Origin of the sequence: Bacillus sp. 1021, from assembly GCF_014534735.1 — a bacterium.
GTDB lineage: Bacteria > Bacillota > Bacilli > Bacillales > Bacillaceae > Bacillus > Bacillus siamensis.
On sequence record NZ_JACVSR010000003.1, the window covers coordinates 534,580 to 560,778 of the forward strand.

Here is a 26,199-nt window from a genome sequence, read left to right on the forward strand (position 1 = left end):
GCATAAAACAATAGAAAAAAGGCTTTCGATAACATCGAAAGCCTTTTGGATTAAACGAAAATGACTTCTTTCGGCTGATGATTCAGCTCTTCCGGCACCAGTCTTTTTTCGACATTGATGCTGTGCCAGATCATGAAGATCAGCACGGTCCAGATTTTGCGGCTGTTGTCCGCTCTGTCGGCGCAATGATCTTCCAGAAGCTGAAGGACATAATCCTTTTCAATATAAGCGTCTGTTTCACTTTCACGAATGATGTTGCGCACCCATTCGTTCATTTCATTTTTCAGCCAGTGGCGGATCGGCACAGGGAAACCGAGTTTTTTGCGGTTCAGCACATGATCAGGCACAACTCCTTCAGCGGCTTTACGCAGAAGGTATTTCGTCGTGCCGTTTTTCGTTTTCAGTTCATCCGGAATTTTAGATGCCACGTCAAACACGACTTTATCAAGGAACGGCACGCGCAGCTCCAATGAATTGGCCATCGTCATTTTGTCAGCCTTTAACAGGATATCGCCGCGCATCCAAGTGTGAATGTCAACATACTGCATTTTATTAATGTCGCTGTATGAACGGCTTTCCGTAAAGTACGGCTTCGTAACATCACGGTATGAAAGCTCTGGGTTGTAATGTTTGAGCAGCTGTTTTTTCACTGGCTCTTCAAAAATCTTCGCATTCCCGATATAACGGTCCTCAAGCGGTGTGCAGCCGCGGACTAAGAGGCTTTTTCCTCTCATTCCTTCCGGCATGACGGACGCCACATGAAGAAGCATTTTTTTCAGACCGGACGGAATGCGTTCAAACGGTTTAAGCGACAGCGGTTCGCGGTAAATATTGTACCCGCCGAACAGCTCGTCCGCGCCTTCCCCGGATAATGCAACCGTTACATGCTTTTTCGCTTCTTTCGCGACAAAATACAAAGGAATCGCCGCCGGATCTGCAAGCGGGTCATCAAAGTGCCAGACGATTTTCGGAAGCTCGTTCATATACTCCTCAGGAGAAATGACTTTGCTGATATTTTCAATCCCGAGCGCGGCAGCTGTTTCCTTCGCTACGTCAACCTCACTGAAGCCCTGCTGTTCAAAGCCGACAGAAAATGTTTTAAGGTTCGGGTGAAATTCTTTCGCAACTGAGACGATAAAAGAAGAGTCGATGCCGCCGGATAGAAACGAGCCGACAGGAACGTCACTTCTCATGTGGACTTTGACAGAGTCAAAGATTGCGTCTCTGACTTCTTTCACCAATTTATCTTCATCGGACTGAACAGGCTTAAAGTTCGCTTTGAAATACGTTTTAAACGCGATTTCGCCTTCCGGGCGGATCGTAAACTGGCTGCCCGGCTCGACTTTTTTCACTTCAGCGTCAAGCGTGCTCGGTTCAGGGACGAATTGGAAAGACATATATTGCTGTAAAGAAGCTTTATCGAGATCAATACCGTTTTGAGCGGCCATTAAACTTTTTCTTTCAGATGCAAAATACACTTTGTCCCCGATGGTTGTGTAATACAGCGGTTTAATGCCGAACGGGTCTCTCGCGCCGTACATGACACGGTCAGTTTTGTTCCAGATTAAAAACGCAAACATTCCGCGAAGCTTTGAAGCAGCTTCTTCTTTATAATGACGGTATGTCGCAAGGAGCACCTCTGTATCGGAATCTGTATTGAAAGTGTAGCCTTTCGCTTCAAGCTCTTCTCTCAATTCAATGTAGTTATAGATTTCGCCGTTAAAAATGATCCAATATTTCTCATCTTCATATGATAAAGGCTGTCCGCCGTTTTCTACGTCAATAATACTGAGCCGTCTGAAGCCGAATCCGACGTGCTCATCATGATAATACCCATCGCTGTCAGGACCGCGGTGAACGATCATTTGGTTCATTTGTTTGATTAGCTCTTCTTGATCTGCGGTTTGAGTTAATGGATGCTTATTAAAAACACCGACAAATCCACACATAGTATAGCCTCCATAAGTGTAATTTTCTAATTGAACCCCCTTTTTATAGACGCTTTGTTACGCCATTGGTTTCACGCTATGTAAAAAATAAGCATGGCAGCATCTGCAAAAAGGGAAAGCCGCTTAAATAAGCGGCTATAAAATTATTCTCCTAGTGCTTCTTTGCGAAGCGCATCCGCCTTGTCAGTACGCTCCCAAGGAAGATCCACATCGTGACGTCCGAAGTGGCCGTAAGCGGCAGTCTGTTTATAGATCGGACGGCGCAAATCAAGCATTTTAATAATGCCGGCAGGTCTCAGGTCGAAGTTATTCCGTACGACTTCGATCAGTTTCTCTTCAGAAGCTTTTCCTGTATCAAATGTATTGATGGAAATAGATACAGGCTGTGCCACGCCGATTGCGTATGCAAGCTGCACTTCACAAGAATCAGCAAGTCCTGCAGCCACGATGTTTTTTGCTACGTATCTCGCAGCGTAAGCCGCTGAACGGTCTACTTTCGTCGCATCCTTACCGGAGAATGCACCGCCGCCGTGGCGTGCATATCCGCCGTATGTGTCAACGATGATTTTACGGCCGGTAAGTCCCGCATCGCCTTGAGGACCGCCGATTACGAAACGTCCCGTAGGGTTGATGAAGTATTTTGTTTCGTCATCAATCAGTTCCTCAGGCACGACAGGGTTAATGACATGCTCTTTCAGATTGCGCTGAATCTGCTCAAGCGTAATTTCCGGATGGTGCTGAGTTGAGATGACGATCGCATCGATGCGGACCGGCTTATTGTTTTCATCATATTCAACGGTAACTTGCGTTTTTCCGTCAGGGCGAAGGTACGGAAGAATGTCTTCTTTGCGGACTTCGCTCAAACGGCGGGCCAATTTATGCGCCAAAGAGATCGGAAGCGGCATAAGCTCTTTCGTTTCGTTACACGCATAACCGAACATCAGACCTTGGTCACCCGCTCCGATAGCTTCGATTTCAGCATCGCTCATTGTGCCTTCACGCGCTTCAAGAGCCTGATCGACACCCATCGCGATATCCGCAGACTGTTCATCAATTGATGTTAAAACAGCGCAAGTCTCCGCATCAAATCCGTATTTTGCCCGTGTGTAGCCGATTTCTTTAATCGTTTCACGGACTGTTTTCGGAATGTCAACGTATGTTGAAGTTGTAATCTCTCCGCTTACCAGCACAAGGCCTGTCGTTACAGATGTTTCACAGGCTACGCGCGCGTTCGGGTCTTTTTTTAAAATCTCATCTAAGATGCTGTCAGAAATTTGGTCACAGATTTTATCCGGATGACCCTCAGTAACAGATTCAGATGTAAATAGTCGACGGTTTTTACTCATTCACTTTTCCTCCTGAAAAAAGATCTTTTTAAAGACCTTCTCATATGATACGGAACTCGCTCCCTCTTAATACAATGTCATACTATATCAGAGAATGTTAATTGGCATATTTTATGAAATAAAAAAACCTTTTCCACTCGAGGAAAGGGTTTGGTCTGTGTGCCTTTCACTCTTATCGCTCAAGGAAATATTAAACCTTGCATCAGGTTAGCACCTTGGTTTCCCACAGTGTATTCACCTGCTTTTTTACAGAGAAACCGGTTGCTGGGCTTCATCGGGCCTGTCCCTCCGCCAGCTCGGGATAAGAGTATCCGCTCAATGAAATATCTTATCGTAAAAGGGCGGAAAGTGTCAATATGAATTAAAGCGATTACGCGCCTTTATTTCAGGAAGCAATGGAAAAACACAAACAAAAAATAATAAACAGTATAGACTATTTTTATATATGTGTTATACTAATTCCACATTCAGCGAAATAAAAATAAACCGGCAAAGGAAGGGTTTTATGAAATTAGTTGCTTTAACTGCAGATCTTCAAGCATTACTCGCAAGTCCAAATGTGCATCATAATTTATCGGCGCCAAAACTTACCGAAAAAGTGATCACCCGAAATGAAGGCACACTGACATCTACGGGCGCCGTACGCGCCACTACCGGTGCATATACGGGACGATCACCTAAAGATAAATTTATTGTTCGTGAAAAAAGCACAGAAAATCAAATTGATTGGGGCGCGGTGAACCAGCCCATTTCTGAAGAGGCGTTTGAAAAGCTGTACGCCAAAGTCGTCAGCTACTTAAAACAGAGAGATGAACTGTTTGTTTTTGAAGGATTCGCAGGCGCAGATGAAAAATACAGACTGCCGATTACAGTCGTAAATGAATTTGCATGGCACAACCTGTTCGCGCGCCAGCTGTTTATCAGACCGGAGACGGCTGAAAGGGATTCGGAAGCACAGCCCTTTACCATTCTCTCAGCTCCGCATTTTAAAGCGGATCCGGAGACGGACGGCACGCATTCGGAAACATTTATCATTGTATCTTTCGAAAAGCGCGTCATTTTAATCGGCGGTACCGAATACGCCGGAGAAATGAAAAAATCAATTTTCTCCATTATGAACTTCCTTCTTCCGCAGCAAGATATTCTGCCGATGCACTGCTCAGCCAACGTCGGTGAAAAAGGTGATGTCGCCTTGTTCTTCGGTCTTTCCGGCACGGGGAAAACGACGCTTTCGGCCGATGAGGACCGGAAACTGATCGGCGATGACGAGCACGGCTGGTCAGACTCCGGCGTGTTTAACATTGAAGGCGGATGTTATGCTAAATGTATCAATCTGAGCGAAGAAAAAGAACCGCAGATTTTTCGTGCGATCCGCTTTGGGTCTGTTCTTGAGAATGTTGTGCTTGATGAAAAAACGGGTGAGGCGGATTACGACAATTCCTTCTACACGGAAAACACAAGAGCCGCGTATCCGATTGAGATGATCGGCAATATCGTGCAGCCGAGCATTGCCGGCCATCCGCAGGCGATCGTCTTTTTAACGGCGGACGCGTTCGGGGTGCTCCCTCCGATCAGCAAACTGACGAAGGAACAGGCAATGTATCATTTCTTAAGCGGGTACACAAGCAAACTCGCAGGAACCGAGCGCGGCGTGACATCTCCGCAAACGACTTTCTCCACGTGCTTCGGTTCACCTTTCCTGCCGCTTCCGGCTCACGTCTATGCCGAAATGCTCGGGCATAAAATCGACGAGCACGGCGCTCAAGTCTTCCTGGTCAACACAGGCTGGACCGGCGGAGGGTACGGAGTCGGAGAGCGGATGAAACTTTCGTATACAAGAGCGATGGTAAAAGCCGCAATTGACGGCACACTTGATCAGACAGATATGACGGCAGACAGCATTTTCGGCCTGCACAGTCCCGTTCACGTTCCGGGCGTTCCGGATGAGGTTCTTCAGCCTGAAAACACATGGAGCGATAAAAAAGCATACAACGAAAAGGCGCTGTTTTTAGCCAATGAGTTTAAAGAAAACTTTAAAAAGTTTTCTCATGCAGACTCAATCGCCAAAGCCGGCGGGCCTCTCGTTTAATCAAAAAAGCCAAGGGCGCTGCTGCCCTCGGCTTTTGTTTTTTCAGTTAGTCGAATGAAGCGAAGTGAGTCTGTATGTAATGCTCGTCCGGCCGTTCGCCCATTCGAGCTTTTGGACTTCGCCGGTGCCGGATTTCTCGCCGTTTTTTGTTTTGCGCACGTCCATCGGAATATCAAGAGGATAAACGCGGTAGCCCTCTTTCTCCAATAAAAAAATATTTTCCTCTATCCGTTTTTCATTGCCTTTTGTCACAATCATTGTATTAAATTCAACAGGCATTCCCAAAATGAAAATCCCCTTTCATTCTCTTTTTCTTTATTATCATATCATAAATCCGTTATCTTACCTTGTCTTCATCCATTCCGCCAGACGCCGGACTATGCGTCTGTTTTCCTGCGGCGGAAAATAATGCGTAAAACCGCTGTAATACCAGGTTTCTACCGGTTTTCCCGCCTCTTTCAGCCTGTCCTCAATCATCCGCGCATGTTCGATCGAAACATTTTCGTCATTCTCGCCATGGATGAGCAGCACAGGCGCTTGAATACGGTCTGCTTTTTCAAACGGCGAACGCCATCTGTATTCATCCGGCACCTTTTTCGGCGTGCCGCCGATCACCCGCTTCATCATCCGCCGCATATCCTTCCGCTCTTCATAAGTAAGCACCATATCACTCACACCGCCCCAAGAGACGAGCGAAGCCGCCTGATGCCCCATCTCGATCGCAGTCAAAAGCCCCATGATGCCGCCTCGGGAGAACCCGAAAATATGAACCCGGCCTTCCCTGACGTTCGGGTGATCCCGAAGCAGGCGGAAAGCGGAAAACGCGTCCTCTCTGTCCTCTCCCGCAAAATCTTCATTTCCCTCGCCGCCCTGATTGCCTCTGTAATAAGGTGCAAACACGACAAAGCCTTGGGAAGCGAACTGAACGATTCTTCCCGGGCGGACCATGCCGACATTTTTTATGCCGCCGCGCAAATATAAAAAACCGTCGTATGTTCCCGGCGCCGCAGGCTCGGCAAGGAGCCCCTTTACCTTCAGCCCTTCTGACTCGTAGCATACCGCAAAGAGCCGGACATGCGGGCTCGGAGACGGAAACCTTCTCTTTTCAACCAGCAAAGCAAATGAGCCTCCTTCATCATCAGTTTTTTTATTCTTTCCCAACCTGAATATGGGCACTCACACATTTTTTATACCCATCATACGATATGTAAAGCAAAAAGGGTTATTTTAACGCTTAATATAAGGAGGTTACAACGTGAACAAATGGCTCAAAACGAGCTGCATCTTTGTCATATGCGCCTTATTCCTGCTCATTCTTCCGGCCTGCAGACAGGAAGAAAGTCTGACAAAGGTGAAGGTGGCGGAAGTCACACACTCCATCTTCTATACGCCTATGTATGTCGCTGAAGCGAAGGGTTTCTTTAAAAAAGAAGGGCTTCAAGTGTCTCTTCAAACAACATGGGGCGGAGACAAAACGATGACATCGCTTTTGTCAAACGGCTCTGACATCGCGCTGGTCGGTTCTGAAACATCCATTTACGTGGAAGCGCAAGGAGCTAAAGATCCTATCATCAACTTCGCGCAGCTGACGCAGACAGACGGCACTTTTCTCGTGGCGCGGAAGGATGAGACATCATTCAAGTGGGACGATTTAAAAGGAAAAACATTTCTCGGCCAGCGAAAAGGCGGCATGCCTCAAATGGCCGGTGAGTACGTCCTGAAAAAACATCACATACAGCCGAAAAAAGACATCAACCTGATTCAAAACATTGATTTCGCCAACATTTCCAACGCATTTGCATCCGGCACCGGTGATTATGTGCAGCTGTTTGAACCGACGGCATCCCAATTTGAAAAAGAAGGCATCGGCCATATCGTCGCATCCTTCGGAGAAGCTTCCGGCCAAGTGCCTTACACAACTTTTATGGCAAAAGAAAGCTATTTAAAAAACAATGAAAAAACGGCGGAAAAATTCACCCGCGCCATTTACCGCGCCCAGCAATGGGTGGAAAGCCACCCGGCCAAAGACATCGCAAAAACGATTCAAAAGGAATTTGCCGATACCGACCCGGCCATTATTGAAGCATCAATAGAACGCTATAAAAAACAAAAATCATTCTCTTCAGACCCTGTTCTGCAAGAGGATGAATGGGAACAGCTCCAATCAATTATGGATGAAGCCGGAGAGCTCCCGAAACATATTCCGTACAGCAAACTCGTCAACACAACAATCGCCAAAAAAGTCACCTCAGAACAATAGGAGGAACATGAATGTCTTTTTTACAAGTGGATCATGTGACACATACTTATTTCTCGCTGAAAGAAAGAACAACCGCCGTGAAAGATATACATTTTCATATTGAAAAAGGGGATTTCATCTCTTTTCTCGGGCCGAGCGGATGCGGAAAAACCACACTCCTGTCCATTCTGGCCGGCCTTATCGCCCCCGCGCAAGGCCGGGTGCTGATTGAAGGAAGCGTGCCGAACCATAAAGAACACCAAATCGGCTATATGCTTCAGCAGGATTATTTATTTCCTTGGAAATCAATTGAGGAAAACGTCCTGCTCGGTTTACACATTTCCAAAACATTAACAGAAGAAAAAAGGGCTGAAGTTCTCAGCCTTCTGCCTAAACTCGGATTAATCGGCGTCGAAAAAAAATATCCGAAAGAGCTGTCAGGCGGAATGCGGCAGCGGGCGGCACTTGCCAGAACGCTTGCGTCCGACCCGGGACTGCTGCTTCTGGATGAGCCGTTTTCCGCGCTGGACTTTCAAACGAAGCTTTCTTTAGAAAACCTTGTCTTCAAAACATTAAAAGATTTTCAAAAAACCGCCGTGCTCGTCACCCACGATATCGGTGAAGCCATCGCCATGAGCGATACGATCTATTTATTTTCGAATCAGCCGGGCACCATCCATCAAATCTTCACCGTGCCCAAGGAGCTCGCGTCCTTAGATCCATTTGACGCGCGTCAGGACCCGGCCTTTCAGCCGCTGTTTCAAACGATATGGAAGGAGCTGAACTCCCTTGAAAAACAGCAGCGGCACGATTGAACAGCTTCATCAGGAGTTTAAGAAAAAACACCAAAAAGAAAAACGCCGGATCCGTGCGTATCAGGCCGCCATTTTCATCGTATTTTTTGCCGGGTGGGAAATATCGAGCAAGGCAGGCTGGATCGATCAGTTAATCTTCAGCTCACCCTCTGCCGTTTGCCGGCTCTTGGCGGAAAAGATCGCGGACGGATCTCTTGCGGCTCACATCGGCGTTACATTAGGAGAAACCGTTCTGGGCTTTTTGCTCGGCACACTTCTCGGCACATGCCTCGCCGCTCTGTTATGGTGGTCAAACAGGCTCGCCCGTGTGTTAGACCCGTACCTCGTCATTTTAAACGCGATGCCGAAGGTCGCACTCGGGCCGATTCTTATCGTCGCACTCGGGCCGAGTTTCACAAGCATCGTAGCCATGGGTGCAGTCATCAGTGTCATTATCACGACGATCGTCGTCTTTACGGCTTTTCAGGAAGTGGATGAGAATTATATTAAGGTCATGAAAACCTTCGGAGCGAAAAGGCGCATCATATTTAAAGAAGTCATCTTGCCGGCGTGCTCCCCCGCGATTGTTTCTGCGCTTAAAGTGAATGTCGGTTTATCCTGGGTCGGGGTCATTGTCGGCGAATTTCTTGTGTCCGAAAAGGGCCTGGGCTACATGATCATTTACGGCTTCCAAGTCTTCAATTTCACTTTGGTGTTCTTAAGCCTTCTGATCATCGCGGTTTTTGCGACATTGATGTATCAGGGAGTCGAATGGTTAGAAAGAAAATGGACGAAAGGAAAAATATAAAAAAGACCCGTGCGGTATCGCCGGGTCTCCGTTTTTATGATTGAAATACGCCGTCCTCTTTCAGCTTTTTCAGGCTGATCGGAAGCACTGAATCTTTCATGATGAAACTGAACTTTTTATTTCTCGGGAGATTCTCCGGCAGTTCGCTGAACAGCACTGGCCCCTTCGTTTCAAAATAATCAGCCTGTTTTTCAAGCCTTTCAATATCGGCAAAATATATATTCTTAATGATTATCTTTTCCCTGCCGAGAACTTTATACTGTCCGACGTACTGAAGGTGTCTTACCGCAGCGCCGGTTTCTTCTTTCACCTCGCGCAGGGCCGCTTCCTCCGCACATTCCATCGGCTCCACTTTTCCGCCCGGAAATTCAAACCCCCGGTCTTCATGCTCAGTCAAAAGCCATTTATCGCCATATCGGCATATGACCCATACGTGCTTCGGGCTGTCTGAAAAAGGCTGGTGTTCAAAGGAGAGCTGAACAGTATTCTGATAATAGTCTTTAAACTCGTACATGTTTATCCCTCTAATCCGTTCCTTCATATCTTCCATACATCATACCACAGTTGCGTTTGTTCGGAAGCCCTTTATCAAAAATTCAGAGGAAAACCATCATACCCGCTAGTATAGCCTCGTTTGAAGCAAATGTTACGGTTTGCGCTTGAATTTATTTTTCAAGGCGTCCAAAAGATCGACGAGCACCTGCGGAACCGGGATGCCCAGTGAGCTTGCCGTGATCACAATCTGTACCGATTCGTATAAGATATAAAACATGATAGCCAAATTACGGATAGCGCCTTCGGTATAAAGCAGCTGATCAAAAAAATGGCAAACTGAGACTAATGCCAGGGTCACAATTTTTTTGACCAGCCGCGCAAAAAGCCTTTTGGGGCTCAGCTGATGCAAAAGAGACTCTTTTAAGCTTGTACTGATAAATTCGATCGCCATGACCGATAGCAAAATCAGAAACGAATACTGAAAACCGCCAAAGAAAAATCCCGCTGCCGACACAATCACTGCAAAAAACGAAAAGATGCCAAAGTCTCTGCCCATTTGATCCAACATCCTTTCACAGAAACGGCCTTACATTATTCTATGAAAAGTGAACGGAACGGTCTGGATTTTTCAGAAAAATGGACAACATCTTCGGCAGCCAAATAAAAGACCGGACGCTCTAAAGCCCCGGTCTTCCCTTGTTAATTATCCTAAATACGCTTTCAGCATCCAGTTATGTTTTTCGATATTCTGGTGAATGGCCAGCAGCATATCGCCGGTCGTTTCATCCCCGACCTCATCTGCGAGATCCATTCCGCTTTTCAGCTCTTCTGCAATGACAGTGAAATCATCATAAACGTTCTGTACCATTTGTTCTGCGCTCTCATTGCCTTCCGCTTCTTTTATAGAAGCAGTCTTCAATGATTCCGTCATGGTGCCGATCGGCTTGCCGTTTAATGCCAGCAGACGCTCTGCAAGGTCATCAATATATGTAGCCGTTTCGTTATACAGCTCTTCGAATTTCTCATGCAATGTGAAAAAGTCCTTCCCTTTGACGTACCAATGATAGTTATGTAATTTCACATACATGACCGTCCAGTTTGCAACTTGTTTATTAACTGCTTCCAATAGTTTTTCTGACATGCCAATCTTCCTCCTTTGGTTTACTATTGATATACCCTATATATCGTGTGTTAAAACATAAATTTTTAGCCCTTGGTTTTCCAGATGGAAAATATGTTATCATTTGTTAAAAAGGAGGGATTTCATGCTGCTTCTACTGAGTCTCGGCTTTCTTATCGTGCTTGCCGTGCTGCTTTTATCCATCTGGTCGACGGTAAGAGCCTATAACGTAAAGCATACGATCGATCCGCCGCAGGACGCATCAAACGGATTGACGGATAAAAACAAGCCTTAATGATGTTGCGCCTTTTCCTCACGGCCGGAGGAATCATCGGCAGCTTCAGCATCCCCGACACGCACTTTTACAGTCGGCATATTGTGCTGCTGTTTTGCCGTTACGTGGGATTGAACGGTATATACACCTTCTTTATCGAATTCAGTCCGCAGATAATACGCCCCTTTTTCCTCCTTGGCCTTGCTTGTTTTGCCGCTGCCTTTTTTTCCTTCTTTCCATACTTCAAACATGACTTCATCCGCATCCGTGACCCGCTTACCGCCGTAAAAAACTTCCGCCTTGTATTCTGCTTTTTCATGCGGCTCTGCCGTTTCCGGTCCGGTAAGCTTGACTTCAAGCGCTTTCGGCTCTTCATCCGCGGAGGTTTTGTCCGCATTGCCTCCGCAAGAAGATAAAAGAAATACCATACCGCACATACCCGCCAATACAGCCCGTTTCATTCCATCACTCCTTCATGTTTGCTTCTATTTTAGCAAACGCTTACACATAAGGTGTGACATTTTTTAGAAATATGTAAAAAAGCCTTTTTGCATGACAGCAAAAAGGCCTGTTTTTTATCCGAACACTTTGAGCAAATCTTCTTTATCCTGTGACAGCCAGAAACGCATCAGGCGTTTCGCGCCTTCCAAATCATGAAGTTTCGCCTGGCCGCACTGTTTTTCGTTGGCTGCCGGGATCTCCGTAATATCGATGGCTTCTTTCAGCGTAGCGTCAAGCAGGTCGACAATTTCTTCCGCTGTCGGCTCGCCGCTCACAACTAGATAATAGCCTGTCTGGCAGCCCATCGGTGAAATATCTATGATGTCGAAGTGATCGTATTTCTCAGAATGTGTGCGAATCGTAAACGCAAGCAAGTGCTCAAGCGTATGAATCGTATCCGGCTTCATCGCCTGTTTGTTCGGCTGACAGAAGCGGATGTCAAACTTATTCACGACGCCGTCTGTTCCGACTTTATGCACCCCGCAATGTCTTACATACGGAGCCACAACCGCATTATGGTCAAGCTCAAAGCTTTCTACTGAAGGCATAATAGCACTCCCTTTTTTTCAGAATATGCATCCATTATAACACAGTTTTCCGATAAGAATTGCGGCGGAAGCTTTTCAATCTGAAATTTTTTTTCTATACTGGCATTAGAAAGGTGGTTTTTTTGATGAAAACCATAATGATTGCGTTAATCCGCGGATACCAGAAGTTCATCTCTCCGCTGACGCCGCCGTCATGCCGCTTCTATCCGACATGTTCTCAGTACGGAATCGAAGCCGTCAGGACTCACGGCGCATTAAAAGGCGGATGGCTGACCTTGAAGCGAATCTTAAAGTGCCATCCGTTTCATCCGGGCGGGGTTGATCCCGTACCGGAAAAAAAACAAAAGCATTAGTCCATATGCTGGTAGCCGTCGATCACCAGATCAAGTTTACCGGTTTCAGGATCAATCACCAGACCGTGCACCGGCACATTGTCAGGGAAAAGCGGATGGTGTTTAATGACGTTTACGCTGTCTGTCACACTCGCTTCTACAGAATCAAAGCTTTTCAGCCATTGATCAAGATCAACACCTGAGTGCTTCAGCATGTCAATCCGCTCTTTCGGAATACCGCGGTCAATAATTTTACCGAGCATATCCTCGCTGTTGATTTTGCTCATGCCGCAATCATGATGGCCGATCACGCAGACTTCATCAGCGTTTAATTCATATACGGCCACTAAAAGGCTGCGCATGATGCTTCCGAACGGGTGGGCGACAAGCGCGCCGGCACTTTTAATTATTTTCACATCGCCGTTTCGCATGTTCATCGCGTGAGGAAGCAATTCAACAAGGCGTGTGTCCATGCAGGACAAAATCGCCATCTTTTTATCCGGGAATTTAGATGTTTGGTATTTTTCATAATCTTTGTTTTTAGTGAACTGCTCATTAAAATTCATGATATCGTTTAGAAGACTCATCTTGGTGTTTCCTTTCTGTCTTTTTATTCACAATATAACACAAGGCGGGCCATTTCGTCACTACCCGCACCTGATCCCAAAGTAACAGACGGCCCAATAAATAAGACAAACCCCCTCGGACTTGTCTTATTTTCCCATATTGTATTTTTTGTTGAACTGTTCGACTCTCCCGCCTTTTTCGTTGAACTTTTGGCGGCCTGTATAAAACGGATGCGTATCTGAGCTGACTTCTACTTTAATCAGCGGGTATGTTTTTCCGTCTTCCCACTCTGCCGTTTCCTCTGACGTTTTCGTTGAACGGCTTAAAAATCGGTAGCCGCTGTTCACATCTTGAAAAATCACTCGATGGTTATCCGGATGAATATCTTTTTTCATGCTGATCTCCCTTTCTCAAATCGTAATAATTACGTTTTATTCTAAACCTTAAATAGGCGCTTGTCAATCATATATGCCCCGATCCCTTGATTTCTAAACCCTGCTCATATATGGAATCAGAAGAATAATCTAATGGCTTCAGCAAATAATATAACCACATTACATAAAACGGTAATAAGAAAGGCGGTTTATGACGTGGATGATTTAGTGTTAGCCAGAAGCCTGTTCGGGACAACCATGGGCTTTCATATTATTTTCGCGACGCTTGGTGTCGGCTTGCCTCTGATGATTTTAATGGCTGAATTAATTTATCAAAAAACCAAAGATCCTCATTATGCCATTATGGCGAAAAGGTGGACAAAGGCGCAGGCGGTTCTGCTCGGCGTGGCGATACCGACTGGAACGATCGCGGGTACACAGCTTGCTCTTTTGTGGCCCGGATTCATGGAAGTCATCGGCAGAGTGATGTCACTCCCGTTTCAAATTGAAATTTATGCTTTCTTTATCGAAGCGCTGTTTATGTCCATTTATGTCTATGCCGCTGACCGGCTGACTCCGGCGATGCGCATCATTGCGGTTATTTTCGTTTTGATCGGCGCCGCAGCATCTGCCGTCTTAATCACAAATGTTCACGCATTTGAAGGAACGCCGGCCGGCTTTAAAATTTTAAACGGCAAAATCACTGACGTCGAACCGTGGGCCGCATTTTTTAACCCAAGCTTTTTCACCACCGCGGGCCATGTCGTTCTGACGGCTTTCATGACCGGTGCATTTATCGTCGCCTCAGTAGCAGCTTATAAAATGCTAAGAACGAGAAAACAGGAGCAGATATACCGGTTTCACCGAAAAGCGCTGCTGCTCGCTTTAACGATCGGCGGAATCTTTTCCATTATTGCTTCTTTAAACGGACACGAATCTGCCCAGCTTCTTTACGAATACCAGCCTGAAAAGCTTGCGGGCGCAGAAGGGCTGTTCGAAACAAGATCACACGCTCCGCTTGCGATCGGCGGTTTTACCGATCCAAAAGAAGAAAAAGTAAAATGGGCGATAGAAGTGCCGTGGGCTTTAAGCTTTTTGGCTGCAAACAGCTTTGATACCGTCGTTAAAGGGTTGAACGCGTTTCCGAAAGACGAGTGGCCGCCTTTATTCATTCATACACTGTTTAACGGAATGGTCGGCATCGGAATGCTGCTCATTTTATACTCCATCATCGGCATCGTATGGAGAAAAATCTTAAAGAAAGACAGCTTTCCGACTTGGCTTTTGATTTTATTTTTAACAGCAGGACCGCTCAGTCTGATCGGAATTGAATTCGGGTGGATATTCGCTTGTACGGGACGGCAGCCATGGGTGATTTATCATCTGCTGAAAACATCAGATGTCGTCACCACAACCGGTTCAATCGGCTTGCTGTTCATCCTGTTTACGGTGGTATACGCCATTTTGGCGGCCGCAGTCATTTATGTGCTGCTTTATTATTTCCGCAAACATCCCGTTGAGGAGGATGTAAAAGCGGCGGAATCTTAACAAAGAAAGGGCTGAATTGAAATGGACATTACCATGGACGCTCTCATCGCGATATCAATCGTATGGGGCTTCGTGTTTATTTACGCGGTCATGGCAACGATGGACTTCGGAGCCGGCTTTTGGTCGATGATTTATTTAAATAAAGAACAAACAAAGGCGACAAACATCGCCAACCGTTATTTGTCCCCGACATGGGAAGTGACCAATGTCTTTATCGTCGCGATCGTTGTCGCCCTTTTCAGCTTCTTTCCCGGGGCAACCTTCGTGCTGGGGACCGTTTTATTGATTCCGGGGAGTATCATTCTGCTGCTTTTAGCGATCCGCAGCGGCTTTCTCGTCTTCTCCAATACGGCGAAGGAAAGAAAAATCATGAGATATATCTCCGGAATTTCAGGCTTCATTATTCCTGCCGTGCTGATATTGGTCCTTCCGGTCACACACGGGGGATTTATCGACAAGACGGGCGGAGTGTATCACTTAAATTTGGCAAATGTCTTTACAAGCCCTAATGCGTATGCGTTTATCGGCTTTGCCATTTTAAGCACTTTGTTTTTATCTTCGCTGCTTCTGGCTGACTTTTCAAATGTTGCGGAAGAGGAGCATGCGTACCGCATCTACAGACGGAGCTCTTTAATAACAGGGCCGCTGTCACTTCTTTTTGCCATCTTCATTATGGTGACATTACGCTCTGAAGCCGGCTGGCTGTATACGGGGATGATGAAAGACAAGACATGGCTCATCCTGTCTGTCATTACATTTATTATTGCGGGCGCGGCCCTGTTTCTGCCGAATAAACGCTTCGGCCAGAACATCGGCAAACCGAGAATCGCCATGATCGCCATTGCGCTGCAATATTTCCTGGCAAGCTATGCGTACGGACGGGCCCATCTTCCTTATATGATTTATCCCGATATTACGGTCATGTCTGGGTTTACGGAGCCGGCAACCTTCAAGGCGCTGTTTATGACGTATATCGTCGCTTTCATTATTTTGTTTCCCGGGTTTTATTTCTTCTGGAAGCTCTTTATGAAAGACAGACGTTATATCCGCCAGGAGGAATAACAGAAATCAGAGCGGTTCATACTAATGGCGTACCTTTTATTATGGAGGGGGAGTCAGCATGGATCATCAAAAAATACTGTGTGAAGTCAATAACTGCTCTTATTGGGGCAAAGGAAACAAATGCACGGCCGACGCGATTTATGTTGTCAGCCATACAGGCGAAACCGCTGAAAAAAGTGAAGAAACGGATTGCAAAACCTTTAAACCGTATGATTTATAAAAAAAGAGCTGTTTTTATACAGCTCTTTTTCATTTCGGCGCCGATGAAAAGCATGGCAGAAACGGCAAATTGGCGGCGGCAGACGGTACAATCCGTATCGAGAAAGCAACGCTTACGATGTTAAGCTGAGACTGTTTGAAAAAAATTATCGCATTCGCCTGCCAAAAAAACCGGCTTTTTCAGCCGGTTCAAACGGGGAAGGGGTGATGTTGAACAGTTTTAATATAACAGCAGCTTACAGTGTGCTCAACTTGCTGAAATAAAGTTTTATCAGCTGTTCGTTGTGAAAACGTCCATTTGGGTGACGTATTTTCTCATTACTTCCTGATTCACGCTGACACCCAGTCCAGGATCGTCCGGAACAGAGATAAATCCCTCTTCGATACGGATGTCAGGAGTGACGATATCCTCCTCCCAGTATCGGTCTGATGAGGAAATGTCACCCGGTATCGTAAATTGCGGCAGCGAAGCAAGCGCGACTGTCTGCGCTCTCGAAATGCCGGTCTCGAACATTCCGCCGCACCATACCGGCATGTGATGCTCTCTGCATAAATCATGTATTTTTAAAGCTTCTGTCAGGCCTCCTACACGCGCCGGTTTTATGTTAATGATTTTACAGCTTCCAAGCTCAATCGCCCGTCTCGCGTCATCAAATGAGCATATACTTTCATCAAGACATATCGCCGTTCTCAAATGTTTTTGCAGGTGGCGGTGATCGACAATATCATCTGCCTGAAGCGGCTGTTCTATCATCATTAATTGGAGTTCATCCAATTCTTTCAGCCTGCTGATGTCTTTCAGTTCATACGCCGAGTTGGCATCCGCCATCAGCGGTAAGTTCGGGAAACGGCTGCGGATGGCTCTGACCAAATCAACGTCACGGCCGGGCTGAATTTTTATTTTTATACGTTGATAACCTTCTTTTACGTATTGCTCAATTTCCCGAAGCATCACATCATCCGAAGCAAGACCCACTACGACCCCGGCGGGCACTTTATCTCTTTTGCCCCCTAAGGCTTCTGCGAGAGATATCCCCTTTTTCTTGGCATATAGATCCCACACGGCTGATTCGAGCCCCGCTTTTGCCATGCGGTTTCCTTTGAAACGCGCGAGACTGTCAGGCACCTCTGACGGATGGAAAAACTCGCGGCCTACGATATTTGGGATGAAAAAATCTCTCAGCATATGCGCGCATGTCTGAATCGTTTCTTCTGTATACCAAGGAGAAGAAAACGCCGATACCTCCCCCCAGCCGGTTCTGCCGGTTTCATCGATCGCCTCCACGATCAAAAATTTGCGGTCCTGCAGCGTTTCAATACTTGTTTTAAACGGTTTTTTCAGCCTCATACTTACATGATAAAGGGTGATTTTTTCAATCTTAATCATGACAATTCTCCTTTACGAAGCTCATTCAGCCGATGTCTCATCAGTTTATTAGACGCATTCCGCGGGAGCTCGTCAACCGCGAAAAAAGCAGCCGGTACTTTATATTTTGCAAGGCGTTCTCGGCAAAAGGCGGCCAGCTCTTCTGCACTGACAGAAGAAGTCAGCACGAGAAAGGCATGCGGCACTTTCCCCCACTTTGGATCTTCGGCTCCTGAAACACCTGCTTCCGCTACAGCCGGATGGGCAAGCAGCGCCGCTTCCACTTCAGCCGGATAGATGTTCTCTCCGCCTGAAATGATGAGATCCGACCGTCTGTCCAGTACATATAAAAACCCTTCGTCATCTAAATAACCAAGATCGCCCGTTTTAAACCAGCCATTATGAAAAGCCGCCTGATTCGCTTCATCACGATGATAGTAGCCTTTCATCACATTCGGGCCTTTTACCGTGATTTCACCGTGTTCAAACGGCGCACAGCGATTTCCTTCTTTTTCAATTCTGATCTCGCATGAAAACAGCGGTTTACCGGCCGAGCCGAGCTTTTCCATGCTGAATTCAGGTGACAGCGTGACAATCTGTGAGCAGGTTTCGGTCAAGCCGTAAGACTGGAAGACCGGAAATTGCTTTCTTCGGCATTCTTCAAGGAGCGGCAGCGGGGCCGGCCCTCCGCCAAGCAGAATGCACCGCAATGATTCCGGACATTGTTCGGTTTCCGCAAGCAGGCCTGAAAGCATTGTCTGCACCGCTGATATGATCGTGACCCTGTGTGAGCTGATGCTGGCAAGCACATCAGTAACTGAAAATTTTCGGTGCAGCACGACGGGCATACCGTAAATGACCGACTTAAACAGTGCAGACAGGCCGCTGATATGAAACAGCGGCAGCGCAATAAGCCAGCGGTCCCGCTCCGTGACCCCCAGATTCAGCGCAGACGATACAGCGCTGGAATAATGGTTTCCGAAAGTCTGCTGCACCCCCTTCGGCCTTCCCGTTGTTCCTGACGTATACATAAGAGTCGCCGTATCATCAAGTGTTACATAAGCTTCCGGCTCCATGTCACCCGCCTTTTCAGCTTGCAGCTCGTCCACATCTGCGACAGCGACTGCAGATTCATAATCTTCGCGGCAAAAACCGTCTTCCGTCAATAAAAGCTTCGCCTCTGAATCTTCGAGCTGAAACAGCCGTTCTTGTTTTGAGAGCTTCGTATTTAACAGCACCGCTTCCGCTCCTAATAAGAAGCAGGCGTGAACGGCATAAATCATTTCTGGGCGGTTAGAAAGCAAAATTGCAACACGGTCTCCTTTTTTAAGCTTGCAGTATTCGGACAGCCGCGCGGCCATTTGTTCAGAAGCATGATACAATTCTCTGAATGTCATCTGTTTGTTTTCAAATATGAGAGCGATTCTCTCAGGTGTCAGCTGAGCCCTTTGAATGAGCCAATTTGGCTGTTCTGTCAGCATGTTATCATCTCCGAGGTAAAAGTACTGTGTTTGAAAAGAAAACAGCTTGGACCAGAGCGGCTCAAGCTGTTTCGTAGTGTCATCTGATCACGGAAAACGAGGGAACTGACCGAAATCCGGACTGCGTTTTTCTTTAAAGGAATCGCGGCCTTCTTTCGCTTCGTCTGTCGTGTAATAAAGAAGTGTTGCATCTCCCGCAAATTGCTGAATTCCGGCGAGGCCGTCTGTATCTGCGTTAAATGCCGCTTTAAGGAAACGAAGGGCTGTAGGACTTTTCTCAAGCATTTCCTCACACCATTTAATGGTTTCCTCTTCAAGTTTCTCTAATGGGACAACCGTATTGACAAGACCCATGTCGAGCGCTTCCTGCGCATTGTATTGACGGCACAGATACCAGATTTCACGGGCTTTCTTATGTCCGACGATACGCGCCAGGTAGCCTGAACCGTAACCGGCATCAAAGCTTCCCACTTTCGGTCCGGTCTGACCGAAAATCGCGTTATCAGCCGCAATCGTTAAATCACAGACGATATGAAGCACATGGCCTCCGCCGATCGCGTAACCTGAAACCATTGCTACAACCGGTTTAGGAATCACGCGGATTAAACGCTGAAGATCAAGCACGTTCAGACGCGGGATCTGATCGTCTCCGACATATCCGCCGTGACCGCGGACTTTTTGGTCTCCGCCTGAACAGAATGCTTTATCTCCCGCTCCCGCAAGAACGATGACACCAATATTAGAGTCATCACGCGCACAAGCAAATGCGTCAATCATTTCTGATACCGTCTTAGGAGTAAATGCGTTATGTACCTCCGGGCGGTTAATTGTTATTTTTGCAATACCGTTATACGTCTCGTACAAGATTTCATCGTACTGACGTTCAGTTTTCCATTCTGCAGCCATTGATATGACCTCCTTCATTTTTGCCTGAGTCCGGCCGAAAAGCTATTTTCTATATGCTTTACAAGCCGTATAAAAACTCACTTACTATCTTACCAAAAATTCGCGGCTGTTCCACATGTACCGTGTGCCCCGCCTGTTTGACAATCTCTATTTTACTTGATGGGAGCAGGTTATGCACCTTTTGATTAATCACGCAAAACTTTTCGTCCCATTCACCGCATATAAGCAGAACGGGCGCCTTGATGCGGTCTAATGCATCCCACCAGGAAGGCTGCGAGCCCGTCCCCATTCCGAGCAGACTGCCTGCAAGTCCGGACGGATTATTTTTCAGCCTGCCGGCACGGATGGACGCCTTTACGCTGTCCGGCAGAGAAAGCTGCGTGGCAAACAACGGAATGCCCTCCCAATAATCGACAAAAGATGTGATGCCTTCCTTCAATATAAAGTCCGCAAGCTTCCGGTCTGACTGAATCCGCTTTTTGCGTTCCTGAAGCGTGCTGAGACCCGGAGTGGAGCTTTCCAAAACAAGCGCTGACACCCGATGCGGAAATGCCTGTGCAAAGGAATACGCAAGTCTTCCCCCCATAGAATAACCAATAAGTTTCACTTTGTGAAGTTTTAATTGATCAAAAACGGCGGCAAGGTCCGCAACCTGCCGGCTCGTACTGTACCTTGCCGCTTGCACAGGCGCGTCTGTCTCCCCGTGACCCAGGCAGTCAATCATCACCATTCGCTCGCCGGGAAACATTTCGCGCAGAAACATCCATGATTCTTTACTGCCCGTAAATCCGTGCAGACAAACAATTGCTTCAGACGAGCGGTCACCGGTATCATTCACCCGGTAGCACACGCCGTCAGCCATTTTGACAGTTACAGTCTCCATTCTTTTTTCACTTCCCGCACTGCGGCCTGCAGCAGATCGCGATGGAATTGAACTCTTGAGGTCCGATCTGTTTTAAGCTCGATAATATGAAGTCCGGGCTTGTCCGCCTGCGGCTGATATGCATCCTTAAATGCTTCCCATGTCTCAGGGCAAGTATACGTCCCGCCATACAGTGCTGCGGCATGCTTGAAATCAAGGCCCGTCGGCGTACCGAATAGTTCTTCAAAATGAGTTTTATCAGATGCCTGCGGCAAAAATGAGAAAATCCCGCCGCCATCATTGTTTATTAAAATAACCGTAAGCGGAATTCCAAGTTTTTTAGCCGCTAACAGCCCGTTTAAATCATGGTAAAACGATAAATCTCCAATCACAAGCGTGACGGGAGCTTTTGTTCCCTCACAGACGCCCATAGCCGAGGAAACAACTCCGTCAATTCCGTTAGCACCGCGGTTGGCATAGACGCGGAAGGAACGATCTTGCTTTTCAAAGAAAGTATCCACATCGCGAATCGGCATGCTGTTGCCGACAAAAATCGAACTGTCTTCAGGAACAAGGTGCTGAAGGTGACGATATACATTTCCTTCGAATGACAAATTATCCATGCCCGCATGCTGTAAATGGCCGCGGAACCGTTCATTGACAAACTGCCATTTCTCCAGCCATCCGGACGGCCGTCTTCCCGTTTCAACTGAACGGACCGCTTCCAAAAATACCGACGGATGGCAATGAATCATATGCGCGCCGGCCTGAGTGGGATCTCTCCACCCTCCGTCTTCATCGACGATAAACTGCTCAATGGCAGGATCATCCCTGAGCCATACAAAGAGCGGTTTGGAAACCGGCATCGGACCGAAGCGGATCACAGCTTCCGGACGCAGCACTTCTTTTATCTCCTCATCTCTTAAGAACGAGTCATAAGCATCAATGATCAGCGCCTTATCATGCTTTCCGTTTCGCAGATTTGAAAGCGGATCAGCCAAAATCGGGAATTGAAGTATCTCGGCAAGCGCGAGGATCTGCTGTTTTTCTGCTTCACCGTGAATTTCGCCGCAGACGATCATACCCTTTTCGGTATTCGCAAGACGCTCTGTAATATGACGCAATGAGGCCGGATCGGCAGACTGAATCCCTGTTGTGACAGAGACATGCCGATCTGCTCTCATTCTTTCAAAAGGCCGGGCTGACAAATCAGGCATCAAAGGCTCCCTGAGCGGCACATTGACATGCACCGGTCCCATCGGCTGCTTCCCCGCTTCACTTGCGGCTCTGCCGGCCAAAGTTCTGATATAACTCAGCATTTGAGGATTTTCCTCGGGAAGAGCCGAGTCTGTGAAAAACTTAACAAAGTTACCGAACAGAAAATGCTGGTTAATCGCCTGAGGCGCCCCTACTTCCCTTAATTCAGGGGGCCGGTCAGCAGTCAGGACAATGAGAGGCACTCTTGAATAATGAGCCTCAATCACGGCCGGATAGAAGTTAGCCGCTGCCGTTCCTGACGTACAAATCAGCATGACCGGACGCTGGCGGGCTTTTGCAAGACCGAGTGCGAAAAAACCTGCGGATCGTTCATCAATTTGTATATGGACTTGAATATCCGGGTGGGCCGCTGCCAAAACCGCCAGCGGAGTCGACCTCGATCCGGGACAAACGACCGCGTCGGTTACACCCGAAAGAGCGAATTCATCAATAAAGCTTCCGATATAATGTGTAATCGGGTTTGTCAAAGCCTTTCACCTCCTAAAGCAGAGATCATCGGCTTTAGTTTAATTTGTGTTTCTTCATATTCTGATTGCGGATCTGAATCTTCAACAATGCCGCAGCCTGCAAAAAGGCGCGCCCTTTTGTCTTCAATCAATCCTGATCGGATGGCCACGACAAATTCTCCGTTTTCCCTGCCGTCCATCCAGCCGATCGGCGCCGCGTACCACCCGCGTGTCATCGGTTCAATTTCAGCAATAACATCAACAGCTTTCTGCTGGGGCGCTCCGCCCAATGCCGGTGTGGGATGCAGCTTTTCAATTAAATCAAACAGCGAAGCGGACGTTTTAAGACGGCCGGTGATCGGTGTATATAGATGCTGCACACTTTTTGTTTTATATAATTGCGGACCTGCAGGCTTTTTCACACCACTGCAGCTCGATAAAAAAGCATCGTTTATCATCTGAACCACAAAATCATGCTCCGCCAGGTTTTTTTCGTCATGCAGCAATTCTTCGCCGAGACGGTCATCTTCTTCCTGACTTTCTCCGCGCTTAATTGAACCTGCCAGACAAGAGGACATGACGTCTTTGCCGGATTTTTTGATCAGCCGTTCCGGTGAAGCGCCGACAAAGCATTTATTTCCCTGCTCAATCGCAAAAACATAGCTTGTCGTTTGATCCGTCAAAAGCTTGCGGACAACGCTCTCCGCCGGAATCGGCCCGTCATATGACAAAACGACTTCCCTTGCCAGCACGACTTTATCATATTGATTTGCTTTCATATCATTTGTTGCTGTTTTAATGGCGTCAAGCCAGTTTTCTACATCTAGTTCTTCCGCTTTTGTTAAATCAGGATATTCCTCATATGTCATTGAAGAAACTGTAAAAGCTTCAGAAAAAGATTTCAGACGTTTCAGCACATCTTCTGCCTGATTGCCGTCTGCCGCCCATTGATTGACGGTTAAATAATCACCATCCGCCGTCTTTGTCAGCATGAGTGAGGGAATAAAAAACAGTCCTTCTTCGAACCCATCCCATTCGTCTCCTCTTTCTTCAGCGGGATTAAATGAAAAACCGCCGAATAAGACAGGGCCGACCGCGGTTTGCGCCGCCTCTTCTTCTTCATGAATATGATAAGCCGTCTTTTTAAAGCGCTCCCATTGTTCAAAAACGTCTTGATAACGTTTTTCGTTTTTTTCATTCGATTGGAACAGCGCTTCTGTGCCAAGACCGACTATTGTTAATTCACTACCGGGTTCTGACCAAAAAAATCGTTTGCCTTTATATTTTTTTGCTCCGTCTTTGAAAAATGATAGAGGGTCTAAAGACGCAATACGTCTTGAATAGCTCAATAAGACAGCATGGTTGACTTGTTTGGCTTTATGTAATGCATGATCTGCTTCCTCTCGGAACGTATGCTGCACCGTTGTCACCATGAGACATTCCTCCATAATCCGTTAAATGCTTTTAATACAATACACCTGTGATGACTTTGTGTCAAACACACAGATTTGCGCACGACAAAATGCCTGCATTTCTTATTATAAACCTTTTTGCGCAAATGAATAAAGAAACAAACTTGAATTTTCTTTCCCCACTCTCGGCAATCACTGTATCCTTTACTTTACTGTGGGAAAACGACCATTTTTATCCACCATTTTTCTGCACAAAAACGTTCATACTAACAGTCATAAGCATCACATAGAAACGAGGGAATGATGTGCTTACAAATGAACAGATCACACACTTGAAAAAAGAGCTCGAAGAAGCCAAACATGATATCTTAAGTCGTTTTAAAGAGAATGACCAATTTCAATTAACAGATGAATTCCCGTATCAGTCATCCGGCGAATTGTCTTCCTATGACAATCATCCCGGCGATCAGGCGACTGAATTATACGAGCGTGAAAAAGATCTTGCTCTCCTCGACCATGAACGGGAGCACCTTCGCGACATTGATTACTCCCTGAAACAAATTGAAAACGGCACATACGGTATTTGTGAAGTCAGCGGCAAAGAAATCCCTTATGACAGACTGGAAGCTCTGCCGACGGCTACCACCTTGGCGGAATATTCCTCTCAGGATGCCGTTTCTAAAGACAGGCCGATTGAAGAGGAAACACCGTTCGGACAGTTTGAATTTGATGATGATGAATCAATACGGCCGCCTTACGATAGTGAAGACTCATATCAGGATGTAGAGGAATACGGAAACTCAGAAACACCTCAAGATTTAGAGGTTCCGCCTCTCAGCTACAACGATATGACAATGAACTCAGAAGAAAACATCGGCTATGTTGAGGATTATGAAAATTTTATCGCCACAGATATTACCGGAAAAAACATTTCCGTGTATCCAAGCAGAGACCACGAAAAGTATGAACAGGAACTGGATGAAGAAGGAATTATGACGACTTTCGGCGATCTTCATGCTGACTAAAACCCCGGCTTACCGGGGTTTTTACATTTGTTGCATTTTTGTAATGGAAACTCATACACTTAATGGTGCATGGCTCTCAAAAAGGTTTAACCTTTCCAAAATAAGGAATGACATTGAACAATGGAGGGAAGAGATGAAAAAGAAGTATATCGGTGCGATCATTGTATTTATCATTACATATGCCTTGTTTTCCTTAGCGGGGTTTCTCTTTCCCGTAGATCGGGAATGGTACGACGCGCTTCAAAAACCTGACTGGACGCCGAGCGGATCAGTGATAGGCATCATATGGGCGGTTTTGTTTGCGCTTATCTCCCTGTCAGCAGCCTTGGTATACGTAAAGCTTTCATGTAAAGAATCCAAAGCTTTCTGGGTGATGCTTCTCATCAATTATATCGTGAATCAAGGATTCAGCTTTTTTCAATTCACACAGAAAAATTTGCTTGCTGCATCTATCGATTGCCTGCTTGTAGCCGTTACAACACTCATTTTATTGATGATTGCCAGTAAATACAGCAAAGCTTCAGCCTGGCTTTTGGTTCCTTATTTATTATGGAGCGCTTTTGCCACATACCTGTCTTTTACCATTTACACTATGAACTCATAATAAAAAACCTTGCATAGTATGCAAGGTTTTTTAATGACCCGTACGGGATTCGAACCCGTGTTACCGCCGTGAAAGGGCGGTGTCTTAACCGCTTGACCAACGGGCCTTATGGCGGAGAAGGAGGGATTTGAACCCTCGCGCCGCTTACACGACCTACACCCTTAGCAGGGGCGCCTCTTCAGCCACTTGAGTACTTCTCCATATGGCTCCACAGGCAGGATTCGAACCTGCGACCGATCGGTTAACAGCCGATAGCTCTACCACTGAGCTACTGTGGAAAATTATCATGGTGGGCCTGAGTGGACTCGAACCACCGACCTCACGCTTATCAGGCGTGCGCTCTAACCAGCTGAGCTACAGGCCCACGACAATATAAAAATGGAGCGGGTGATGGGAATCGAACCCACGACATCAGCTTGGAAGGCTGAGGTTTTACCACTAAACTACACCCGCATTTGTTTGGGGCGATTGATGGGAATCGAACCCACGAGTGCCAGAGCCACAATCTGGTGCGTTAACCACTTCGCCACAACCGCCAAAACAATATTAAATTA

The 26,199-nt window shown here is 46.7% G+C and carries 28 protein-coding genes, 6 tRNA genes and 1 riboswitch; of the genes, 11 read left to right on the plus strand and 23 right to left on the minus strand.

The window, feature by feature from the left end:
* Window positions 1-50: 50 nt before the first annotated feature.
* Complete coding sequence (asnB, locus tag ICW23_RS14375; RefSeq protein ID WP_016938486.1) at window positions 51-1,949, minus strand: asparagine synthase (glutamine-hydrolyzing); 1,899 nt, start codon at window positions 1,947-1,949, stop codon at window positions 51-53.
* Window positions 1,950-2,092: 143 nt separating this feature from the next.
* Window positions 2,093-3,295 (minus strand): methionine adenosyltransferase, encoded by a 1,203-nt coding sequence (gene metK, locus ICW23_RS14380; RefSeq protein ID WP_016938485.1) that lies wholly within the window; start codon window positions 3,293-3,295, stop codon window positions 2,093-2,095.
* Between the two features lie 169 nt (window positions 3,296-3,464).
* Window positions 3,465-3,603, minus strand: a riboswitch (SAM riboswitch).
* Window positions 3,604-3,800: 197 nt separating this feature from the next.
* On the opposite strand from metK, the gene pckA reads away from it, so the two are divergent.
* Complete coding sequence (pckA, locus tag ICW23_RS14385) at window positions 3,801-5,384, plus strand: phosphoenolpyruvate carboxykinase (ATP) (RefSeq protein ID WP_188154674.1); 1,584 nt, start codon at window positions 3,801-3,803, stop codon at window positions 5,382-5,384.
* A gap of 42 nt (window positions 5,385-5,426) precedes the next feature.
* Here the strand turns inward: pckA and ICW23_RS14390 are convergent, their stop codons facing one another.
* Window positions 5,427-5,669 (minus strand): DUF2584 domain-containing protein, encoded by a 243-nt coding sequence (locus ICW23_RS14390; RefSeq protein ID WP_013353269.1) that lies wholly within the window; start codon window positions 5,667-5,669, stop codon window positions 5,427-5,429.
* A gap of 57 nt (window positions 5,670-5,726) precedes the next feature.
* A complete protein-coding gene (locus ICW23_RS14395) occupies window positions 5,727-6,500 on the minus strand; it encodes an alpha/beta hydrolase family protein (protein ID WP_016938483.1) in 774 nt (257 codons plus the stop codon).
* A gap of 139 nt (window positions 6,501-6,639) precedes the next feature.
* On the opposite strand from ICW23_RS14395, the gene ICW23_RS14400 reads away from it, so the two are divergent.
* The 3 genes from ICW23_RS14400 to ICW23_RS14410 are packed head-to-tail and all read left to right on the plus strand — an operon-like array spanning window position 6,640 to window position 9,225.
* Entirely contained in the window at window positions 6,640-7,644 is a 1,005-nt protein-coding gene (locus ICW23_RS14400; protein ID WP_188154675.1) for an ABC transporter substrate-binding protein, read from the plus strand.
* A gap of 11 nt (window positions 7,645-7,655) precedes the next feature.
* The gene (locus ICW23_RS14405; RefSeq protein ID WP_016938481.1) at window positions 7,656-8,438 is read left to right on the plus strand and encodes an ABC transporter ATP-binding protein; all 783 of its coding nucleotides are present in this window, start codon (window positions 7,656-7,658) and stop codon (window positions 8,436-8,438) included.
* Window positions 8,413-9,225 (plus strand): ABC transporter permease, encoded by an 813-nt coding sequence (locus tag ICW23_RS14410; protein ID WP_016938480.1) that lies wholly within the window; start codon window positions 8,413-8,415, stop codon window positions 9,223-9,225. Before ICW23_RS14405 ends, ICW23_RS14410 begins: the two co-directional genes overlap by 26 nt.
* 34 nt (window positions 9,226-9,259) lie before the next feature.
* Here the strand turns inward: ICW23_RS14410 and ytkD are convergent, their stop codons facing one another.
* From ytkD to ICW23_RS14425, 3 genes are all read right to left on the minus strand, one after another.
* Window positions 9,260-9,739 (minus strand): RNA deprotection pyrophosphohydrolase, encoded by a 480-nt coding sequence (ytkD, locus tag ICW23_RS14415; protein WP_016938479.1) that lies wholly within the window; start codon window positions 9,737-9,739, stop codon window positions 9,260-9,262.
* A 132-nt stretch (window positions 9,740-9,871) separates the two neighbouring features.
* On the minus strand, window positions 9,872-10,276 hold the full coding sequence (locus ICW23_RS14420) for a phage holin family protein (protein ID WP_016938478.1): 405 nt from the start codon (window positions 10,274-10,276) through the stop codon (window positions 9,872-9,874).
* A gap of 147 nt (window positions 10,277-10,423) precedes the next feature.
* Window positions 10,424-10,861 (minus strand): Dps family protein, encoded by a 438-nt coding sequence (locus tag ICW23_RS14425; protein ID WP_016938477.1) that lies wholly within the window; start codon window positions 10,859-10,861, stop codon window positions 10,424-10,426.
* A 124-nt stretch (window positions 10,862-10,985) separates the two neighbouring features.
* Here ICW23_RS14425 and ytzI point away from each other — a divergent pair, with 124 nt between their 5' ends.
* Window positions 10,986-11,135 carry a YtzI protein gene (ytzI, locus tag ICW23_RS14430; protein WP_016938476.1) on the plus strand — a complete coding sequence of 50 codons (150 nt, stop codon included), beginning with the start codon at window positions 10,986-10,988 and terminating at the stop codon, window positions 11,133-11,135.
* Here ytzI and ICW23_RS14435 read toward each other — a convergent pair.
* Complete coding sequence (locus ICW23_RS14435; protein ID WP_016938475.1) at window positions 11,132-11,575, minus strand: FixH family protein; 444 nt, start codon at window positions 11,573-11,575, stop codon at window positions 11,132-11,134. The two genes, ytzI and ICW23_RS14435, sit on opposite strands and share 4 nt — an antisense overlap.
* Window positions 11,576-11,689: 114 nt before the next feature.
* Entirely contained in the window at window positions 11,690-12,163 is a 474-nt protein-coding gene (locus ICW23_RS14440; protein ID WP_003152237.1) for an S-ribosylhomocysteine lyase, read from the minus strand.
* A gap of 125 nt (window positions 12,164-12,288) precedes the next feature.
* Here ICW23_RS14440 and yidD point away from each other — a divergent pair, with 125 nt between their 5' ends.
* The gene (yidD, locus tag ICW23_RS14445; protein ID WP_016938474.1) at window positions 12,289-12,516 is read left to right on the plus strand and encodes a membrane protein insertion efficiency factor YidD; all 228 of its coding nucleotides are present in this window, start codon (window positions 12,289-12,291) and stop codon (window positions 12,514-12,516) included.
* On the opposite strand, the gene ICW23_RS14450 is transcribed toward yidD, so the two are convergent.
* Complete coding sequence (locus ICW23_RS14450; RefSeq protein WP_016938473.1) at window positions 12,513-13,082, minus strand: beta-class carbonic anhydrase; 570 nt, start codon at window positions 13,080-13,082, stop codon at window positions 12,513-12,515. The two genes, yidD and ICW23_RS14450, sit on opposite strands and share 4 nt — an antisense overlap.
* A 126-nt stretch (window positions 13,083-13,208) precedes the next feature.
* Complete coding sequence (locus tag ICW23_RS14455) at window positions 13,209-13,457, minus strand: type B 50S ribosomal protein L31 (protein ID WP_016938472.1); 249 nt, start codon at window positions 13,455-13,457, stop codon at window positions 13,209-13,211.
* A gap of 195 nt (window positions 13,458-13,652) precedes the next feature.
* On the opposite strand from ICW23_RS14455, the gene ICW23_RS14460 reads away from it, so the two are divergent.
* From ICW23_RS14460 to ICW23_RS14470, 3 genes are read left to right on the plus strand one after another with little or no spacing between them, the layout of a single operon-like run.
* A complete protein-coding gene (locus ICW23_RS14460; protein WP_029575342.1) occupies window positions 13,653-14,984 on the plus strand; it encodes a cytochrome ubiquinol oxidase subunit I in 1,332 nt (443 codons plus the stop codon).
* Between the two features lie 21 nt (window positions 14,985-15,005).
* Window positions 15,006-16,046 carry a cytochrome d ubiquinol oxidase subunit II gene (locus tag ICW23_RS14465; RefSeq protein WP_016938470.1) on the plus strand — a complete coding sequence of 347 codons (1,041 nt, stop codon included), beginning with the start codon at window positions 15,006-15,008 and terminating at the stop codon, window positions 16,044-16,046.
* A gap of 58 nt (window positions 16,047-16,104) precedes the next feature.
* Window positions 16,105-16,266, plus strand: coding sequence for a DUF1540 domain-containing protein (locus tag ICW23_RS14470; protein WP_016938469.1), 162 nt, complete (start codon window positions 16,105-16,107; stop codon window positions 16,264-16,266).
* A 270-nt stretch (window positions 16,267-16,536) separates the two neighbouring features.
* Here the strand turns inward: ICW23_RS14470 and menC are convergent, their stop codons facing one another.
* The 6 genes from menC to ICW23_RS14500 form a co-directional block, all read right to left on the minus strand.
* Window positions 16,537-17,652 carry an o-succinylbenzoate synthase gene (menC, locus tag ICW23_RS14475; RefSeq protein WP_095241456.1) on the minus strand — a complete coding sequence of 372 codons (1,116 nt, stop codon included), beginning with the start codon at window positions 17,650-17,652 and terminating at the stop codon, window positions 16,537-16,539.
* A complete protein-coding gene (locus tag ICW23_RS14480) occupies window positions 17,649-19,112 on the minus strand; it encodes an o-succinylbenzoate--CoA ligase (protein ID WP_188154676.1) in 1,464 nt (487 codons plus the stop codon). Before ICW23_RS14480 ends, menC begins: the two co-directional genes overlap by 4 nt.
* An 87-nt stretch (window positions 19,113-19,199) precedes the next feature.
* A complete protein-coding gene (gene menB / locus ICW23_RS14485) occupies window positions 19,200-20,018 on the minus strand; it encodes a 1,4-dihydroxy-2-naphthoyl-CoA synthase (RefSeq protein ID WP_016938465.1) in 819 nt (272 codons plus the stop codon).
* A 58-nt stretch (window positions 20,019-20,076) separates the two neighbouring features.
* Window positions 20,077-20,901: a 2-succinyl-6-hydroxy-2,4-cyclohexadiene-1-carboxylate synthase gene (menH, locus tag ICW23_RS14490; RefSeq protein ID WP_188154677.1), complete on the minus strand. Its 825-nt coding sequence runs from the start codon at window positions 20,899-20,901 to the stop codon at window positions 20,077-20,079.
* Complete coding sequence (menD, locus tag ICW23_RS14495; RefSeq protein WP_188154678.1) at window positions 20,889-22,625, minus strand: 2-succinyl-5-enolpyruvyl-6-hydroxy-3-cyclohexene-1-carboxylic-acid synthase; 1,737 nt, start codon at window positions 22,623-22,625, stop codon at window positions 20,889-20,891. Before menD ends, menH begins: the two co-directional genes overlap by 13 nt.
* Window positions 22,622-24,037, minus strand: a complete 1,416-nt coding sequence (locus ICW23_RS14500) for an isochorismate synthase (RefSeq protein ID WP_049627228.1) — start codon at window positions 24,035-24,037, stop codon at window positions 22,622-22,624. Before ICW23_RS14500 ends, menD begins: the two co-directional genes overlap by 4 nt.
* A gap of 284 nt (window positions 24,038-24,321) precedes the next feature.
* Here ICW23_RS14500 and ICW23_RS14505 point away from each other — a divergent pair, with 284 nt between their 5' ends.
* Together ICW23_RS14505 and ICW23_RS14510 are read left to right on the plus strand one after the other, a co-directional pair.
* The gene (locus tag ICW23_RS14505) at window positions 24,322-25,041 is read left to right on the plus strand and encodes a TraR/DksA C4-type zinc finger protein (protein WP_016938461.1); all 720 of its coding nucleotides are present in this window, start codon (window positions 24,322-24,324) and stop codon (window positions 25,039-25,041) included.
* Between the two features lie 133 nt (window positions 25,042-25,174).
* Entirely contained in the window at window positions 25,175-25,645 is a 471-nt protein-coding gene (locus tag ICW23_RS14510; RefSeq protein ID WP_045926395.1) for a TspO/MBR family protein, read from the plus strand.
* 34 nt (window positions 25,646-25,679) lie between these two features.
* On the opposite strand, the gene ICW23_RS14515 is transcribed toward ICW23_RS14510, so the two are convergent.
* The 6 genes from ICW23_RS14515 to ICW23_RS14540 all read right to left on the minus strand — a co-directional run bounded on the left by ICW23_RS14515 (window position 25,680) and on the right by ICW23_RS14540 (window position 26,181).
* Window positions 25,680-25,751, minus strand: a tRNA-Glu gene (locus ICW23_RS14515).
* A gap of 3 nt (window positions 25,752-25,754) precedes the next feature.
* Window positions 25,755-25,845: transfer RNA gene (locus tag ICW23_RS14520), tRNA-Ser, on the minus strand.
* 3 nt (window positions 25,846-25,848) lie between these two features.
* Window positions 25,849-25,923 (minus strand) — tRNA-Asn (locus ICW23_RS14525).
* A 9-nt stretch (window positions 25,924-25,932) separates the two neighbouring features.
* A tRNA-Ile gene (locus ICW23_RS14530) sits at window positions 25,933-26,009 on the minus strand.
* Window positions 26,010-26,024: 15 nt separating this feature from the next.
* A tRNA-Gly gene (locus ICW23_RS14535) sits at window positions 26,025-26,098 on the minus strand.
* A gap of 7 nt (window positions 26,099-26,105) precedes the next feature.
* Window positions 26,106-26,181, minus strand: a tRNA-His gene (locus ICW23_RS14540).
* Window positions 26,182-26,199 lie beyond the last annotated feature (18 nt).

Coding starts and splice junctions, on each gene's coding strand:
- asnB (WP_016938486.1), bottom strand. CDS start 1,949: ATGTGTGGATTTGTCGGTGTTTTTAATAAGCATCCATTAACTCAAACC.
- metK (WP_016938485.1), bottom strand. CDS start 3,295: ATGAGTAAAAACCGTCGACTATTTACATCTGAATCTGTTACTGAGGGT.
- pckA (WP_188154674.1), top strand. CDS start 3,801: ATGAAATTAGTTGCTTTAACTGCAGATCTTCAAGCATTACTCGCAAGT.
- ICW23_RS14405 (WP_016938481.1), top strand. CDS start 7,656: ATGTCTTTTTTACAAGTGGATCATGTGACACATACTTATTTCTCGCTG.
- ytkD (WP_016938479.1), bottom strand. CDS start 9,739: ATGTACGAGTTTAAAGACTATTATCAGAATACTGTTCAGCTCTCCTTT.
- ICW23_RS14420 (WP_016938478.1), bottom strand. CDS start 10,276: ATGGGCAGAGACTTTGGCATCTTTTCGTTTTTTGCAGTGATTGTGTCG.
- ICW23_RS14425 (WP_016938477.1), bottom strand. CDS start 10,861: ATGTCAGAAAAACTATTGGAAGCAGTTAATAAACAAGTTGCAAACTGG.
- ytzI (WP_016938476.1), top strand. CDS start 10,986: ATGCTGCTTCTACTGAGTCTCGGCTTTCTTATCGTGCTTGCCGTGCTG.
- ICW23_RS14435 (WP_016938475.1), bottom strand. CDS start 11,575: ATGAAACGGGCTGTATTGGCGGGTATGTGCGGTATGGTATTTCTTTTA.
- ICW23_RS14440 (WP_003152237.1), bottom strand. CDS start 12,163: ATGCCTTCAGTAGAAAGCTTTGAGCTTGACCATAATGCGGTTGTGGCT.
- yidD (WP_016938474.1), top strand. CDS start 12,289: ATGAAAACCATAATGATTGCGTTAATCCGCGGATACCAGAAGTTCATC.
- ICW23_RS14450 (WP_016938473.1), bottom strand. CDS start 13,082: ATGAGTCTTCTAAACGATATCATGAATTTTAATGAGCAGTTCACTAAA.
- ICW23_RS14455 (WP_016938472.1), bottom strand. CDS start 13,457: ATGAAAAAAGATATTCATCCGGATAACCATCGAGTGATTTTTCAAGAT.
- ICW23_RS14465 (WP_016938470.1), top strand. CDS start 15,006: ATGGACATTACCATGGACGCTCTCATCGCGATATCAATCGTATGGGGC.
- ICW23_RS14470 (WP_016938469.1), top strand. CDS start 16,105: ATGGATCATCAAAAAATACTGTGTGAAGTCAATAACTGCTCTTATTGG.
- menC (WP_095241456.1), bottom strand. CDS start 17,652: ATGATTAAGATTGAAAAAATCACCCTTTATCATGTAAGTATGAGGCTG.
- ICW23_RS14480 (WP_188154676.1), bottom strand. CDS start 19,112: ATGCTGACAGAACAGCCAAATTGGCTCATTCAAAGGGCTCAGCTGACA.
- menB (WP_016938465.1), bottom strand. CDS start 20,018: ATGGCTGCAGAATGGAAAACTGAACGTCAGTACGATGAAATCTTGTAC.
- menH (WP_188154677.1), bottom strand. CDS start 20,901: ATGGAGACTGTAACTGTCAAAATGGCTGACGGCGTGTGCTACCGGGTG.
- ICW23_RS14500 (WP_049627228.1), bottom strand. CDS start 24,037: ATGGTGACAACGGTGCAGCATACGTTCCGAGAGGAAGCAGATCATGCA.
- ICW23_RS14510 (WP_045926395.1), top strand. CDS start 25,175: ATGAAAAAGAAGTATATCGGTGCGATCATTGTATTTATCATTACATAT.